This is a genomic window from Affinirhizobium capsici, assembly GCF_977018625.1.
Map to the genome: position 1 here is coordinate 60,444 of NZ_CDRNXD010000003.1, position 13,221 is coordinate 73,664.

At 59.1% G+C, this 13,221-nt stretch carries 14 protein-coding genes; 4 read left to right on the forward strand and 10 right to left on the reverse strand.

Annotated elements, in window-relative coordinates; genetic code table 11:
- Positions 1-5: 5 nt before the first annotated feature.
- From trbL to traI, 8 genes are read right to left on the reverse strand one after another with little or no spacing between them, the layout of a single operon-like run.
- Positions 6-1,196 (reverse strand): P-type conjugative transfer protein TrbL, encoded by a 1,191-nt coding sequence (gene trbL / locus AC0JZ1_RS02960; RefSeq protein WP_471880968.1) that lies wholly within the window; start codon positions 1,194-1,196, stop codon positions 6-8.
- The gene (trbK, locus tag AC0JZ1_RS02965) at positions 1,190-1,423 is read right to left on the reverse strand and encodes an entry exclusion protein TrbK (RefSeq protein WP_471880969.1); all 234 of its coding nucleotides are present in this window, start codon (positions 1,421-1,423) and stop codon (positions 1,190-1,192) included. The genes trbL and trbK overlap by 7 nt, the downstream gene beginning before the upstream one ends.
- Complete coding sequence (gene trbJ / locus AC0JZ1_RS02970) at positions 1,420-2,229, reverse strand: P-type conjugative transfer protein TrbJ (RefSeq protein ID WP_471880970.1); 810 nt, start codon at positions 2,227-2,229, stop codon at positions 1,420-1,422. Before trbJ ends, trbK begins: the two co-directional genes overlap by 4 nt.
- Positions 2,201-4,663, reverse strand: a complete 2,463-nt coding sequence (locus AC0JZ1_RS02975) for a conjugal transfer protein TrbE (protein ID WP_471880971.1) — start codon at positions 4,661-4,663, stop codon at positions 2,201-2,203. Before AC0JZ1_RS02975 ends, trbJ begins: the two co-directional genes overlap by 29 nt.
- 10 nt (positions 4,664-4,673) lie before the next feature.
- The gene (locus AC0JZ1_RS02980; RefSeq protein ID WP_471880972.1) at positions 4,674-4,973 is read right to left on the reverse strand and encodes a conjugal transfer protein TrbD; all 300 of its coding nucleotides are present in this window, start codon (positions 4,971-4,973) and stop codon (positions 4,674-4,676) included.
- On the reverse strand, positions 4,966-5,376 hold the full coding sequence (trbC, locus tag AC0JZ1_RS02985; protein WP_471880973.1) for a conjugal transfer pilin TrbC: 411 nt from the start codon (positions 5,374-5,376) through the stop codon (positions 4,966-4,968). Before trbC ends, AC0JZ1_RS02980 begins: the two co-directional genes overlap by 8 nt.
- Positions 5,366-6,337 carry a P-type conjugative transfer ATPase TrbB gene (gene trbB / locus AC0JZ1_RS02990; protein ID WP_471880974.1) on the reverse strand — a complete coding sequence of 324 codons (972 nt, stop codon included), beginning with the start codon at positions 6,335-6,337 and terminating at the stop codon, positions 5,366-5,368. Before trbB ends, trbC begins: the two co-directional genes overlap by 11 nt.
- Positions 6,334-6,972: an acyl-homoserine-lactone synthase gene (gene traI, locus AC0JZ1_RS02995; RefSeq protein ID WP_471880975.1), complete on the reverse strand. Its 639-nt coding sequence runs from the start codon at positions 6,970-6,972 to the stop codon at positions 6,334-6,336. Before traI ends, trbB begins: the two co-directional genes overlap by 4 nt.
- A gap of 377 nt (positions 6,973-7,349) precedes the next feature.
- Between traI and repA the strand changes: the two genes are divergently transcribed.
- The 3 genes from repA to repC all read left to right on the forward strand — a co-directional run bounded on the left by repA (position 7,350) and on the right by repC (position 11,021).
- Positions 7,350-8,540 (forward strand): plasmid partitioning protein RepA, encoded by a 1,191-nt coding sequence (gene repA, locus AC0JZ1_RS03000; RefSeq protein ID WP_035211168.1) that lies wholly within the window; start codon positions 7,350-7,352, stop codon positions 8,538-8,540.
- Positions 8,541-8,624: 84 nt separating this feature from the next.
- On the forward strand, positions 8,625-9,620 hold the full coding sequence (gene repB, locus AC0JZ1_RS03005) for a plasmid partitioning protein RepB (protein ID WP_471880976.1): 996 nt from the start codon (positions 8,625-8,627) through the stop codon (positions 9,618-9,620).
- Positions 9,621-9,776: 156 nt separating this feature from the next.
- Positions 9,777-11,021, forward strand: coding sequence for a plasmid replication protein RepC (gene repC / locus AC0JZ1_RS03010; protein WP_471880977.1), 1,245 nt, complete (start codon positions 9,777-9,779; stop codon positions 11,019-11,021).
- Positions 11,022-11,138: 117 nt separating this feature from the next.
- Here the strand turns inward: repC and AC0JZ1_RS03015 are convergent, their stop codons facing one another.
- Both AC0JZ1_RS03015 and AC0JZ1_RS03020 read right to left on the reverse strand, forming a co-directional pair.
- Positions 11,139-11,921: a serine hydrolase domain-containing protein gene (locus AC0JZ1_RS03015; RefSeq protein WP_471880978.1), complete on the reverse strand. Its 783-nt coding sequence runs from the start codon at positions 11,919-11,921 to the stop codon at positions 11,139-11,141.
- Positions 11,922-11,945: 24 nt separating this feature from the next.
- On the reverse strand, positions 11,946-12,146 hold the full coding sequence (locus AC0JZ1_RS03020) for a hypothetical protein (protein WP_471880979.1): 201 nt from the start codon (positions 12,144-12,146) through the stop codon (positions 11,946-11,948).
- 205 nt (positions 12,147-12,351) lie between these two features.
- Between AC0JZ1_RS03020 and AC0JZ1_RS03025 the strand changes: the two genes are divergently transcribed.
- Positions 12,352-12,600, forward strand: a complete 249-nt coding sequence (locus tag AC0JZ1_RS03025; protein ID WP_471880980.1) for a hypothetical protein — start codon at positions 12,352-12,354, stop codon at positions 12,598-12,600.
- The last annotated feature ends 621 nt before the right edge of the window (positions 12,601-13,221 follow it).

A 13,221-nucleotide genomic window follows, 5' to 3' on the forward strand; every position in this document is an offset into this window, starting at 1 on the left:
TCCCGTCACTTGCTGTCGTTGATCGGCGGTGGTGGAGGCGGTGTGCCGGGCCGGCCGGTCGGTTGGTCGAGTTTGGCGTTGGCAAGGCCGAGCATCGATCCGGCATAGGCGCCCGGCGAACCGATCGCCTTTTCTTTCGCTGCCGAGCCGACCGCGCCAGCCGCTCCGCCAATCCCGGCCTGCATGCCGCGCAGCGCGGCACTTCCGAGAGCTGCTCCCCCTGCTCTTGCGGCACTGGCGGCCCCGAATCCTCTGTTGGCTGCACCGATCGTCAGGAAACCGGCCCCAAGCGCCGCGGATGCCGCCTGCCCGCCGTGACGGATGGCTTCCATACCGCCGCCGACAGACGCGCCCTGGACCACACCCTGCAGGATTGGCGGGACATACATGGCGATGACGAAGACGACGACGGAGATACCGGCAATCGCCAGCGTGGTGATGAACTGTTCAGAGGTCGCGGTTGGCGCCTCCGCCAGACCGAGAAGAATGTCCGAGCCGATCTTGGCGATCATCACCAGCGCCATCAGCTTCATGCCGACGGAGAAGGCATAGACGAGATATTTAATCGCAAAATCCTTCGTATGGGAGGATCCACCGAGCCCGAGCATGATCATGCCGGCGAGCAGTCCGACATACATCTCGACCATGACGGCCACGAAGATCGCCGCAACGAGCGAAAACGAGACAACGACCACCACCATGGCGAAGACGGCGGCGATAGCGAGTGCATTGTCTTCCCAGAGCCCAAACTTCGCCTGTTCCGACATTTTGGTCGCGACACGAATGCCGGCGTCGAAAATATTGGCAGGTGAAGCCGAGCCGCCACTGGCGCCGATCTGGTAGAGGCTGTCGACGACGGCTTTTGCGAATGCCGGACCCTGATCGAGAATGAAGGCGAACAGGCCGATAAACATGATCCGCTTGACGAGTTCAGCGAACCAGCTGTCGAGCGATGCGGCATTGATCCCTAGCCAGACTGCAGCGATCCCGATCTCGATGCCGGCAAGGATCCAGAAGAGTGACCGCGCCGCGTTCACCACGGTCGTCTCCCAGCCCTTGGCGGCGGTGACGACGGAGTTTTCGAGTGTGGTCAGGACCTGACCCTGTTGCGCCAGCGCTGGCGTGGTTGCCACCAAGATGAGCGTGATCGCGATGAACATCCGTTCGAGCGTGCGGGAAGAAGAAGCAGCTACCATCGGGGCTTCATCTCCTGACCGCCGCGGATGTCACGGTCGGAATTTCCGCCAAAGAACTGGTCGCGATGTCGGCGCTGTTCTTCATCGGCGGACGAATTGATTGCGGCTGTGCCCGATCCGGAGATCGGCGTGGTCTGCGGCTGGACGACGAGCCAGGTGATGACGCTCGCGCCGGCCGCGGAAACGACCGCGACGAAAGCGAGAATGAGGATCAGACGCGGGCTCACCAGCGGGGCTCCATCGTTTGGCCGCCACGGATGTCACGCTCGGTTCCGCTGAAGAACTGTTCACGCCGCGCCTGTGCCAGATCCTTTTGTGCCTGTTCGGACTGATACCACGTGCCCATCATCGTCATCTGCTGGGAAACGAGACCGCGCAGTTTCTGCATCTGGGCGACCTGCTGTGCTGCGATGTCGTGGCCGACCTGCAGCGCCTTCATCTGGCCGTCGGCAGATTCCGACATCGACCTGAGCTGCGACATCGTGCTCTCCTCGCTGGAGAACTGGTCCGCAGTCAGATTGGCGGCCTTCAGCGTGCCGGCGATGGTGTCGCGATTGGTGTCGGACCAGTTCTGGTAGGTCGAGGAAAAGCTCGCTCCATCAGGAAGGTTGCTCTTCATGTCGGCGAAACTCTGGAAACGTTGCTTGAGCACATCGTCGACATTGCCCATGGAGAAGGCGACGCCCTGGCCCTGATTGACGACGGTCTGCAGGTTCTTCAGATCGCTTTCGACTTGGCCCCAGACATGGTCCGGCAGCTGCGCGGTGTTCTGCAGCATGTTCTTGTAGATGTTGAGCTGATTTTGAATCTGCTCGGCCAGCTGCGAGATCTGGGTGATCTGGTTGTTCACCTGCTCGGCGGACTTGCCCACCAGGCTGATCAGTTCCGTATTGTTGGCAAGCTGTGTCCATTCCGTCGCCTGTCCGGTGACGCCACCGGCCCACGCAGAAAGCGGAAGAGCAGACGAGAGCATGAGGACCGCACCAAGCGCGGTGTGCAATGTCCTATCGGGTTGGGAAGAGCGTGTCGGCATGGGCGATCCCCCTTTGCTGGAGCCATTGAAGAGGCCATGCGGCCCCATGTTCGAGATGAAGGGCGCGGATGCGCTTGAGGTCTTCCTTTCCGGACGCTCCGACGAAGGAGAGCGCGACGGGGCCGAGGGCCATGTCGAACAGGCGCCGGCCCTCGGGCGAGACGACGTAATAGTCCCGCTTCGGGATCGCGGCCGCAACGATTTCGATCTGCCGCTCGTTGAAGCCGATACGTTCGTAGAACTCGCGCGTGCCCGGCTCACGGGCCGCACCATTCGGCAAGCAGATCTTGGTCGGGCAGCTCTCCTTCAACATATCGATGATACCGGAGCGCTCGGCGTCCGAGATCGACTGGGTAGCGAGCACCACGGCGCAATTGGCCTTGCGCAGCACCTTCAGCCATTCTCGGATCTTGTCCCGGAACACCGGATGGCCGAGCATCAGCCAGGCCTCATCAAGGATGATCAGGCTGGGTGCACCGGTCAGGCGCTTTTCGATGCGTCGAAAGAGATAGGTGAGCACGGGCACGAGATTGCGCTCGCCTATGTTCATCAGTTCCTCGATTTCGAAGCACTGGAAGGCGCCGAGCGCCAGCCCGTCTTCCTCGGCATCAAGGAGCTGTCCCATTGGGCCATCGACGGTGTAGTGATGCAGAGCGTCCTTGATCTCCCGCATCTGGACACCCGAGACGAAGTCCGAGAGCGAGCGGCCGCGGGACTCTGCCATCAGGCCGACCTGCCGTGAAATGGCATTGCGGTAGTCCGGAGTGATCGTCACGCCCTGCAGTGCCACCAGCATCTCGATCCACTCGGAGGCGAAAGCACGATCGCCATCGGTCGAGAGCTCGGCTAGCGGGCAGAACGAAAGTGCCCTCCCCTCCCCTGCTTCCTGAGCATCGCCACCGATCTGATAATGATCGCCGTCGATCCCCAGCGTCAGCGGCAGCATCGAGCCGCCCTTGTCGAAGGCGAAGATCTGCGCACCAGCATAGCGTCGGAACTGGGCTGCGATCAGTGACAGCAGCGTCGATTTGCCCGAACCCGTCGGTCCGAAAATCAGCGTATGGCCGACATCGTCGACATGCAGGTTCAGACGGAAGGGCGTCGACCCGCTTGCGACCTGCATCAGTGGGGGCGCTCCGACCGGATAGAATGGGCTCGGTGCTATCGGGCTTCCGGACCAGATCGAATTGAGCGGGATGAGGTCGGCGAGATTGCGCGTGTTGATCAGCGGTTCGCGGATATTGGCATAGGACACGCCCGGCAGGCTGCCGAGAAAGGCATCGGTCGCGTTTATTGTCTCGATCCGTGCGCCAAAACCTTCCGCCTGGATCAGCCGGCGGACCGCCTCACACTTTTCTTGAAGACGGATTTGATCCTCATCGAAGAGGATGATGACCGGCGTATAGTAGCCATACGCCACGAGCTGCGACGACGCCTCTGCGATCGCGTCCTCGGTCTCGGCCACCATGAGCATGGCATCCTGGTCGAGCGACCGCGACTGCGTCTGAAACAACTGGTCAAAGAATGGCCGCACCTTTTGTTGCCATTTCTTGCGGGTGCGCTCGAGCCTGGCGCGGGCTTCCTCGGCGTCAAGGAAGACGAACCGAGATGACCAGCGATAGGTGAGCGGCATCAGGTCAAGGCTGTTGAGAATTCCGGGCCAGCTTTCCGCGGGAAGCCCGTCGATCGCTACCACGCCGAGAAACCGGTTCTCGACAAGTGGCGTCAGACCGTGCTGCAACTCCGCCGTGACCAGCCAGTCGAGGTACATGGGGATCTCTGGCAGACGCACCGGATGATTTTCCCCGGTGATGCAGAAACGGATGAACTGAAAGAGCTCGTCGTAGCGGGCGACACGATAGCCGCCACGCTCCGGCGTTTCGTGTGTCATCATCCGCTGGATCGACACGACATTGCCGAGATACTGTTCGACCTCACGGATGGAGGTGAGGAAGGTTTCAAGCGCCTTGTCCGCATAAGTGGCGGACCTGCTGCCAACGTCTGAATAGACGTAGCGTGCCAGTCCGGACCGCCGCGGCTCCGGTGGACGCCAGGTCAGGATCAGGCCGTGACGGCTCTCGTAATGCCCCCTCTCCTTCTGGAAATGCGCCCGCCGCTCGGCATCGATGGCGCGGGTCACCGGATCGGGGAAATGACTGGCTTCCTCGTTCGGATAATCGCCAGTCGACACCCGGACAGCCTCGACCTGGATCATCCAGCCCGAACCGAGGCGCGACAGGATGGCATTGATCTGTCGCGACACCTCGTTGCGCTCGGCGTCGGTCGAGCTTTCGCTGTCGGGGCCGGCAAAATACCACCCAGCCATCAGCGATCCGTCCTTCAGGAGAATGACGCCGTTTTCGACCAGTCCCGCGTACGGAACGAGATCGGCAAAGGAAGGTCCGGAATGGCGGAAGGATTTGAGGGCAACCATGTCGTACCCCTCAATAACGGCGCCACGGCGACGACGTCGCGCGGTAAAAGGTCTTGTAGGAGATATGCCTGACGTAGACCCTCCGCATCAGCGGATCTGCCTTGGCCATCATGCGAAGGGCAGCTAACGCGACCAACCAGATGGCGATACCGAACAGCGCCGCATACCAGGTCAGAACCACGAAGATCAGGATGACGGCGGCGAGCGCCGTCACCAGGACAAGCTCGCGATCGGCGCCCATCAACAGGTTGGGACGAGACAGCGCACGATGCACTCGCGACCGGACGAGGTTAGAACCAGGTTTAGCCACGAGCCCCCTCCCCTACTGCTGTCGGCGTCGGCTGAGGCGTGAAGGCGGTGGGGGCAGCAACTGGCCCGGCATGGCGCTCGCCGATCGAGGCACCGGTTGCACCGAAAAGAGCGACGATCTGGGTGGCGCCGAGAAGAACGCCGCCGACCAGGGCGACGTAGCAAAGGCGACGGGCAAAATCGTTGAGTTCGCCACCAAAGATCAGCATGGCGCCGGCGATCGCGACCGCGGCCAGCGCTATGAAGCCGGCGACGGGTCCGGTGATCGATTGCTGGATCTGCTGCAGCGGCGACTCCCACGGAAGACCGCCACCTCCTGAGGACGCCAATGCCGGTTCGGAAAGGGTGAAGGAGACGGCAGCAAACAGTATCGCTGCGAGAATGGGATAGGTCTTACGCGACATGGCTGTCCTCGTCGATCTGGGCATAGTGTTCGGTCTGGTAATGGCTGTTGCGATACCCCTCGATGTGGATCACCTCGCGCACCCGCCTCCCCTTTCCCGTCCGCTCGATGGAGACGACCAGATCGACCGCCTCGCCGATCACCTCCTGCATTGGTTGCTGGCTGGCTTCGGCGGTCAGTTGTTCCAGCCGGTGTAGCGCAGACATTGCCGTGTTGGAGTGGATCGTGGTGACGCCGCCGGGATGACCGGTGTTCCAGGCTTTCAGGAGCGTGAGCGCCGCTCCGTCGCGGACCTCGCCGACGATGATACGGTCCGGGCGCAGTCTCATGGTGCTCTTCAGCAATCGCGCCATATCGATGGTATCGCTGGTATGAAGGCAGACGGCGTTTTCGGCGGCGCATTGGATTTCGGCGGTATCTTCGAGGATCACCATGCGATCGTCGGGTGCGGTCGCGACAATCTCGGCGATAATTGCGTTGGCGAGCGTAGTCTTGCCGGAGCCAGTTCCCCCGGAAATGACGATGTTCATTCGGGCGTCGATTGCACTGCGGATGGCCGACGCCTGGGCCTCGGTCATCACCTTTGAGGTCACATAGCCGTCGAGCGGAATGAGACGCGAGGCGCGGCGGCGGATCGTGAAGGCAGGTCCCGAGACGACGGGCGGCAGCAGCCCCTCGAACCGGTGTCCGCCGATCGGCAGTTCGCCGGAAATGATCGGTCGATCCGTGTCGGCTTCCGACTGCAGCGCGTGGGCGACACTGCCTATGACCACTTCCGCGGCCGCTGGCGCCATCATCCCGGCTTCGGCCACACCCTGACCGAGGCGTTCGATGAACAATCGGCCGTCAGGGTTGAGCATGATCTCGACCACAGTTGCATCTTCGAGCGCGACACAGAGCTGGTCGCCAAGCGCGTCCTGCAGCTTGCGGACCAGGCGCGGGTGTGAACGAAGCTGGTTCACGCTGCGCTCCTTTCGGGGTGATGATCAGCAGAAGAAAGAGCGGACCGATAGTTCGGCGGGCGAACCTGTTCGAAGCTCTCCTGGTCCGCCGGGAGTGTGCCCGCAATGGCGACGGTATTGCCAATTTCCACTGGTTCACCCAGCCGCGCCATCGGCCAGCCAGCCCGGTTCAGAATGCGCTCGAAGCGGAGGTCGGTTGCCGTGACGATCTTGTCGTAGCCGTTCGCAATCGACCATTCGATGATTCCAGCGAACATGGTCAGCGTCGCAAAGTGGAGTTGGCCCCCTCCCCTGCCGGCGGGCAAGGTCGTATCGACGCAGAAGCGAGAGCTCTCGATCATCGCACTCGTCGCATGGAGCGAACCATCGGCGAGCAGCTGCGGGAAGGTCCGTTCCAGCATGGTTGGGCCGGCCGCGGGAAGGAGGCGCGCGCAGCCGACGACCTTATTTCCGCCGAAGGTGGCGAGGATGTAGGTTGGGTTTAGATCGTCGTACTGATCCCTCTCGCCACCATCCGTGATGGTGACGTCCCATTCGAGCCGCCCGCCAAAGACGTTGGCGCGCAGCTGATGCATCTGCTTCAGAAGATTTTGATGCTCGACATATCGGTCGGGCGAGATTGCAAGAACCTGCATTCTTATCTCCGCTTGAACTTCGTCAGGCGGGATGAAGATCACCTCAATCCACGGTTGGCCATCTGCAGATCTGCAGAGGGTGATTCTCTCGCAGGAGGAAGCCACTAGCCCATGAGGCGTCGACGGAAAGCAATAAGCGCAGGACCTGCAACTGCAGATCTGCAGTTTCCACCGACTATACGCCGTCAAAGGAATCTGCCTAACTGGCGGAAAGATCTCGCGGAATCGGCGTGCCGGGCCAGGTCGCGCCAAGTACGTTAACTTGTTGTTAACCTTAAATGTCTTGCAGCGCGGTGGGAATCGGATGATAGTTTCGCAAATGATGGCCTTAGAGCCATTTTTTCGAAAGTGAAGACCTCCGGGAAATAGTTCGCAAAATGAGCAATGAGCTGCAAAACAGATTTGATATTGAGATCGCCCAGCAAGGGTCGAAGATCTCCAGCGCATTGCATATGTTGCGTAGCCAGCAGTATCCACCTGACGCTCGCAAGGGGTTGCGCAAGTTCCAGCTCGCGGAAGTCGCGGACTTCATAGGGGTAACGCAGACCCATCTCAGGCAGCTCCATTCTGACGGGAAAGGGCCGGAAATCGAATCGGTCAGCGGACGACGGTACTATACGGCCGATCAGATGCTCGAGCTCCGGGACTATCTCGAAGCGAACAAAAAGTCCGACAAGCGGTACTACGTGCCAAGACGTCGGGAAGGCGAACCGTTGCAAGTTGTCTCGGTCGTCAACTTCAAGGGCGGAAGCGGCAAAACGACTACAGCCGCACATCTTGCGCAGTATCTCGCCCTCACAGGCCATCGCGTGCTCGCGGTCGACCTTGATCCACAGGCGTCCCTCACCTCTCTTTTCGGGATTCAGCCAGAGCTTGATGATACCGCCTCTTTTTATGAGGCACTTCGATTTGACGATGAACGCAAGCCAATCGCCGAAGTCATCCAGCCGACAAATATCCCAGGCCTTGATGTCGTGCCAGCGAACCTGGTTTTGCAGGAGTACGAATACGATGTGCCGCTGGCAATTTCCTCGAAGAGAGGAGAGGATGGGCGGCTCTTCTATATGCGGATCGCCAGCGCTCTAAAGGAGGTCGATGACAGGTACGATGTAGTGGTCATCGATTGCCCGCCTCAATTAGGCTATCTGACTATCACTGCGCTTATGGCGTCAACCGGGATCCTCATCACCATTCATCCTCAGATGTTGGACATCATGTCGATGAGCCAGTTTCTAATGATGCTCGGCGGCATCATGGGACCGGTGGCAGAGGCCGGGGCCGAGATGCGTGTGCAGTGGTTCCGATATCTCATCACCCGTTTTGAGCCGACGGATATTCCGCAAACTCAGATGGTCGGGTTCATGCAGTCGATGTTCGCGCAGCAGATGCTGAGGAACCATGTTGTGAAATCCACGGCCATCTCTGATGCGTCGATAAAGAAGCAAACATTGTACGAGGTTGAAAGAGGCGAGTTCGTCCGGGCGACTTACGACCGAGCAATAGAAAGTCTCAATGCCGCAAACGCGGAAATCGTCGAACTCATCCACGGCGTCTGGGGGCGAAAATGAGCCAATTGTCAGCCGTTTTTTTTGCTGTTTTGCATAGCCCGAACAATGGGTTGCGGGCGTTGATATCTGTTTTGGAGGGTGTCCATGTCCCGTGAAAATCCCTTCGCCAAACTTGATATGGCAGCGATAACGGCGAGCCAGACGCCAACCAAGCCTGGATATGGCATGACCGGGGCGGCCAAGACGGTTGTCCGCTCGATCGAGGACATGGCCGAAAATACCAAGAAGCTTATGGAAGGCGAGGTGATCGTGGACCTCGATCCACGATTGGTCGATGTGTCTTTCGTATCTGATCGCCTTTCAGATGATGGAGAGGAGTTTCAGGAACTGCTCCAGGCGATCAAGGAGTCGGGTCAAACGACGCCTATTCTAGTTCGCCCAAGCTCGACCGATGCCAAGCGTTATATGGTGGTGTTCGGTCACCGTCGTCTCAGGGTCGCTCGGGAGCTTGGAGTTCCAGTCAAGGCGATTGTCAAGAAACTCGACGATATCACTTCGGCGATCGTGCAGGGTCAGGAAAACGCGGCCCGCTCGAACCTGTCGTTCATTGAACGCGCCTACTTCGCTCAGAACCTGATCACGTCTGGAATGACCAAGGAAACGGTTCGGTCATCGCTCGCCATCGACGAGGCGATGCTCTCGAAGATGCTCGCAGTCGTCGAAGCGGTGCCAGCGTCCGTTATTCAGGCCCTAGGTGCATCGAAGAAAATTGGCCGTGACCGATGGCTCAGCCTCCGGCAGTTGATACTGGCCCCTGCCCTCTCGAAGGTCGCTGCTGAGCATGCAGCGTCGGCCGACTTTCACAAGCTCGCCGAGGCAGAGCGGTTCGATGCGCTCCACGACTATCTGAAGCGATACAAGGCCAAATCGGCTGCAAAAAAGCCCAAAGCCGATGCCGCAGCAAAGGGCTGGGTATCGTCGGATGGCTCTCTGAATCTCGCGATGACCGCCAAAGCAAAGAAGGTTGCCATCGAGCTCACGAGTGTCGAAGCCAAGCCCTTCAGCGAATGGCTGTCTTCTCGCATGGACCGCTTGTACGAGGAGTACAAGGGGTTGAAGAACAAAACCAACGGAGACTAAACCGCAAAAGAAAAAGGCCCCCGAACGGCGAACCGTGGAAGCCTCTCTCGTCATCTCTAGCAGGATCGAGAATCGCATTTCCCGGAATCACAGTCAAGAGTCTTGGCGCCAGTTTGGTGAGCGGATTTCTTTTGCCTAAAGAAAGGTGAGAGAAAAATGCAGACGGGACATGTGACGACGCCCTTTGGGCGGCGGCCGATGTCGCTTGCCTTGGTCAAGGGCCAGATGGCGATTGCGGATCCAGATCCGGGCGTGCGGATTGAAAAATGGAAAGTGTTTCGCGATGTTTGCGAGGCGCGCGAACGCCTTGGACTTCAGGACCGCGCTTTGGCTGTTCTCGACGCGCTCCTGACGTTTTACCCGAACGGAGAGCTCGATACGAGCTGCAGGCTTGTCGTTTTCCCATCCAACGCGCAGCTGTCCGTTCGAGCCCACGGGATTACCGAGACGACGCTGCGCCGGCAACTCGCCGCACTTGTCGATGCCGGCCTTATCCTGCGGCGCGACAGCCCGAACGGTAAACGCTACGCGCACCGCAACCGGGACGGCGAGATCGAGCAGGCTTATGGGTTTGACCTGACGCCACTGCTCGCTCGTGCCACGGAGCTCGCCTTGTTGGCGCAAGACGTCGCCGCCGAGCGCACTCGCTTCCGCCGCGCACGGGAGGCGCTGACGATCTGCCGTCGCGATGTGCGCAAATTGATCTCGGCAGCCGTGGAAGAGGGCGCGACAGGCAATTGGGACCAGGTGGAGTCCGAGTATGTCAGAATCCTTGCCGGCCTCCCGCGCCAACCGAACCGGTCCCAGGTCGAGACGACGCTCGATGAAATGGAGCTCCTGCGGGAAGAAGCACTCAACATCCTGAAAACGCAGCTTAAAACTAATGAAATGCACGGCAATGCCATTCAGAATGACCGCCACTTACAGAATTCAAATACCGAATCCATAAATGAACTTGAACCTAGCTCTAGAAAAGAGCATAGCGAAAACTTGGCGAACAACTCTCTGACGAGGGATGAGTCAAATGAACCACAAAAGGTGAAACGCGAGCCGATCAAGGCGTTCCCGCTCGGAATGGTGCTCCGTGCCTGCCCCCAGATCACTGATTATGGGCCCGGCGGGCGCATCGAGCACTGGCGCGAGCTCATGAAGGCCGCCGTTGTTGTGCGCTCGATGCTCGGCGTCAGCCCCTCTGCCTACGAGGAGGCGTGCAACGCCATGGGGCCAGAAAATGCCGCGGTGGCGATGGCCTGCATTCTCGAGCGGTCGAATTTCATAACGTCCGCCGGGGGGTATCTGCGGGATCTCACCAGGCGCTCTGAGCGCGGGGAATTTTCGCTCGGGCCGATGCTCATGGCTCTCATGAGAGTAGGCGATGGTGGAAATCGAATGACTGCGTGAACAACGCGCGCTTGTCAGCCGTTTTTTTTCGGTACTTTCTACACCGAATCAATAGGTTGAAGCTGTTGAATATGCGATTTGATTGCAGGTGGTGCGTTGGTGGCCTGCAACGCAAGGTTATGGGGCCGAGGAAGCAATCTTTTTGAGGAGGTCAATGAAGGCGCTGGTACGCACCCCTTTCGGGCTCTGATGCAAATCCACGGTCTGCACCACCACCAGCCGCTTTGATGGCACGACCGCGATGATTTGCCCTCCGTAACCGGAAGCGTAGAATGCGTTAGAACCCCACGTATCCTCTGGTAGAGTCCACCACATATAGCCGTAACCCTGCCGTATCCGTTTAGCCCACGAATAAGGCGTTGTCGATTCCCTGACCCAAGACGTCGGGATGATCTGTTTGGTGCCCCACCTTCCGTCGTTCAGGAAAAGCTGGCCAAACCGGGCGGCATCGCGGGCGCTTAGCCGAAACGGATAGGCGGCATGATCGGACAGTTTTTCGAAATCGTATCTACCGTCATTAACCGAGAAATCTTCCATTCCGATCGGCCCAGCGATCCGGTCCCGAAAACTCTCGAAAATGTCCTCGCCGGTCTGTTGCCGATAAATCGTCCCCAGCACGTTGAAATCCCAGTTGTTGTAGAACCAGAACGACCCTGAGGGGTGACTACCGCGGGGAGGGCGCTTGCGCTTGATATCAGCCGTCTCGTGGGCGGCGGGATGATAGATGCCTGACCGGGCCATGAGCAGATCGCGAACCGTCGCGGTCTTCTCCTCAACCGTAAGGGCGGGACTTTTGTCATTGATCCCAAGCTCGGAAAGGCTGGCCGAAAGCCTGATACGACCCTCGCCGACCGCAATGCCGTAAAGCGCGCTGAGGAGGCTCTTGCGGACGGATGCCATATTCACCTTTAGAGAAGTGTTGCCCTATCGGGCGACCACCTTACCGTCCTGAACGATCATAACCCCGGTCGGTCCAAGTGCTTTCGAGTGCAGACGGGCTGCCTCTAGCCGCGCCGTTGACCAGCCAGCGTTTCCCGGGTCGATGTCCTCCCACGGCTGGGCGCTGGCGGTGCTTGCGGCGAAAATACTCAGAACAAGCAAGAACATGAAATGTCGAATGAGCATAGTATCTCCTCTCCGGCCGAGGTATGAGCATCCAATCGTGGCGGCTTTCCGAGTGGTCGCCGCTCGACGCCTTGATGGAGGGTCCTGCTCAACGGATGGCCTCCGGCAGATGCCGAGTCGAATAGGGCATGATCGAAGATGCCTACGACCAATAACAGCGGGCCGTAGACGATATCCCTGAAGCGGTCAAAAAGGGAGGGTTCTCGTGCGTAAGATTGCAATTATCAGCGCCACGGTGGTCGCGGTATATGCCGGAGTTTCCACTGCCGCTCCCGAGGAAATGACAGTCAGCCGTCTCATCGGTATCTGTACAGTTTCCAGCATCAAGGATGCGTCGGCCAGAGGCGACGAGCTCGGATGGCAACGCATGTCGGAGGCCGATACGTCACAATGGCGTTCCGCGTTCGCGGGGGTACAATGGAGTATCGGTCGACGTGGTGGGCTGGAAGCGTGAACCATCCGACAACACGGATTCGCTTTCGTTTTGGATAGCCGTCGGTCCCAACGGTCATCAGGCCTGCGTATACTCAACGAAACGGCCAGCCGGCCTCATGGATGCGCTGAAAGCTCGGCTCGGGCCTCCTGTCAGTTTTGACCATATAAAGAGATCGAAAGCACGACGGCCTTCTGGAAGAAGGAGGGGATGGAGTACGCCTTTTCGCAAACCGGTTCGTCCGCGATGATCCATATCAGAAAGGTTTGGTGACTATGCGTGCAGCCGATGAATCAGCCCTGCGGGCGTCTCTCTGCGCCAGTTAATCTATCCGATGATTTCCACACAAACCGCCAGCTATTCAGACGCTTGAAACTAATTCCCAAAGAACCTGAGTTCGGCTGCCAATTTTTGCGACTGCCAATGGCGGGTTTGGGTCAGAAGCAGGCTCACGTCGCCCTGTTGTCGCAACCGACACTTCGGTAGCAAGGGTGGTCAAGTAATCAGCCTCTCAATGTCGGATAGTCCCAGTTTCCTTTCAATCGATCGCGAGCGCGATCCAACAAGTCGCGATATTCGGCTTTGAAAAGAGAGACCAATTGTTTCTCAAGGTCAGCCAACAATCTACGAAGTACAGCGCCC

Coding starts and splice junctions, on each gene's coding strand:
- trbL (WP_471880968.1), bottom strand. CDS start 1,196: ATGGTAGCTGCTTCTTCTTCCCGCACGCTCGAACGGATGTTCATCGCG.
- trbJ (WP_471880970.1), bottom strand. CDS start 2,229: ATGCCGACACGCTCTTCCCAACCCGATAGGACATTGCACACCGCGCTT.
- AC0JZ1_RS02975 (WP_471880971.1), bottom strand. CDS start 4,663: ATGGTTGCCCTCAAATCCTTCCGCCATTCCGGACCTTCCTTTGCCGAT.
- trbC (WP_471880973.1), bottom strand. CDS start 5,376: ATGTCGCGTAAGACCTATCCCATTCTCGCAGCGATACTGTTTGCTGCC.
- traI (WP_471880975.1), bottom strand. CDS start 6,972: ATGCAGGTTCTTGCAATCTCGCCCGACCGATATGTCGAGCATCAAAAT.
- repA (WP_035211168.1), top strand. CDS start 7,350: ATGAGCAATGAGCTGCAAAACAGATTTGATATTGAGATCGCCCAGCAA.
- repB (WP_471880976.1), top strand. CDS start 8,625: ATGTCCCGTGAAAATCCCTTCGCCAAACTTGATATGGCAGCGATAACG.
- repC (WP_471880977.1), top strand. CDS start 9,777: ATGCAGACGGGACATGTGACGACGCCCTTTGGGCGGCGGCCGATGTCG.
- AC0JZ1_RS03015 (WP_471880978.1), bottom strand. CDS start 11,921: ATGGCATCCGTCCGCAAGAGCCTCCTCAGCGCGCTTTACGGCATTGCG.
- AC0JZ1_RS03020 (WP_471880979.1), bottom strand. CDS start 12,146: ATGCTCATTCGACATTTCATGTTCTTGCTTGTTCTGAGTATTTTCGCC.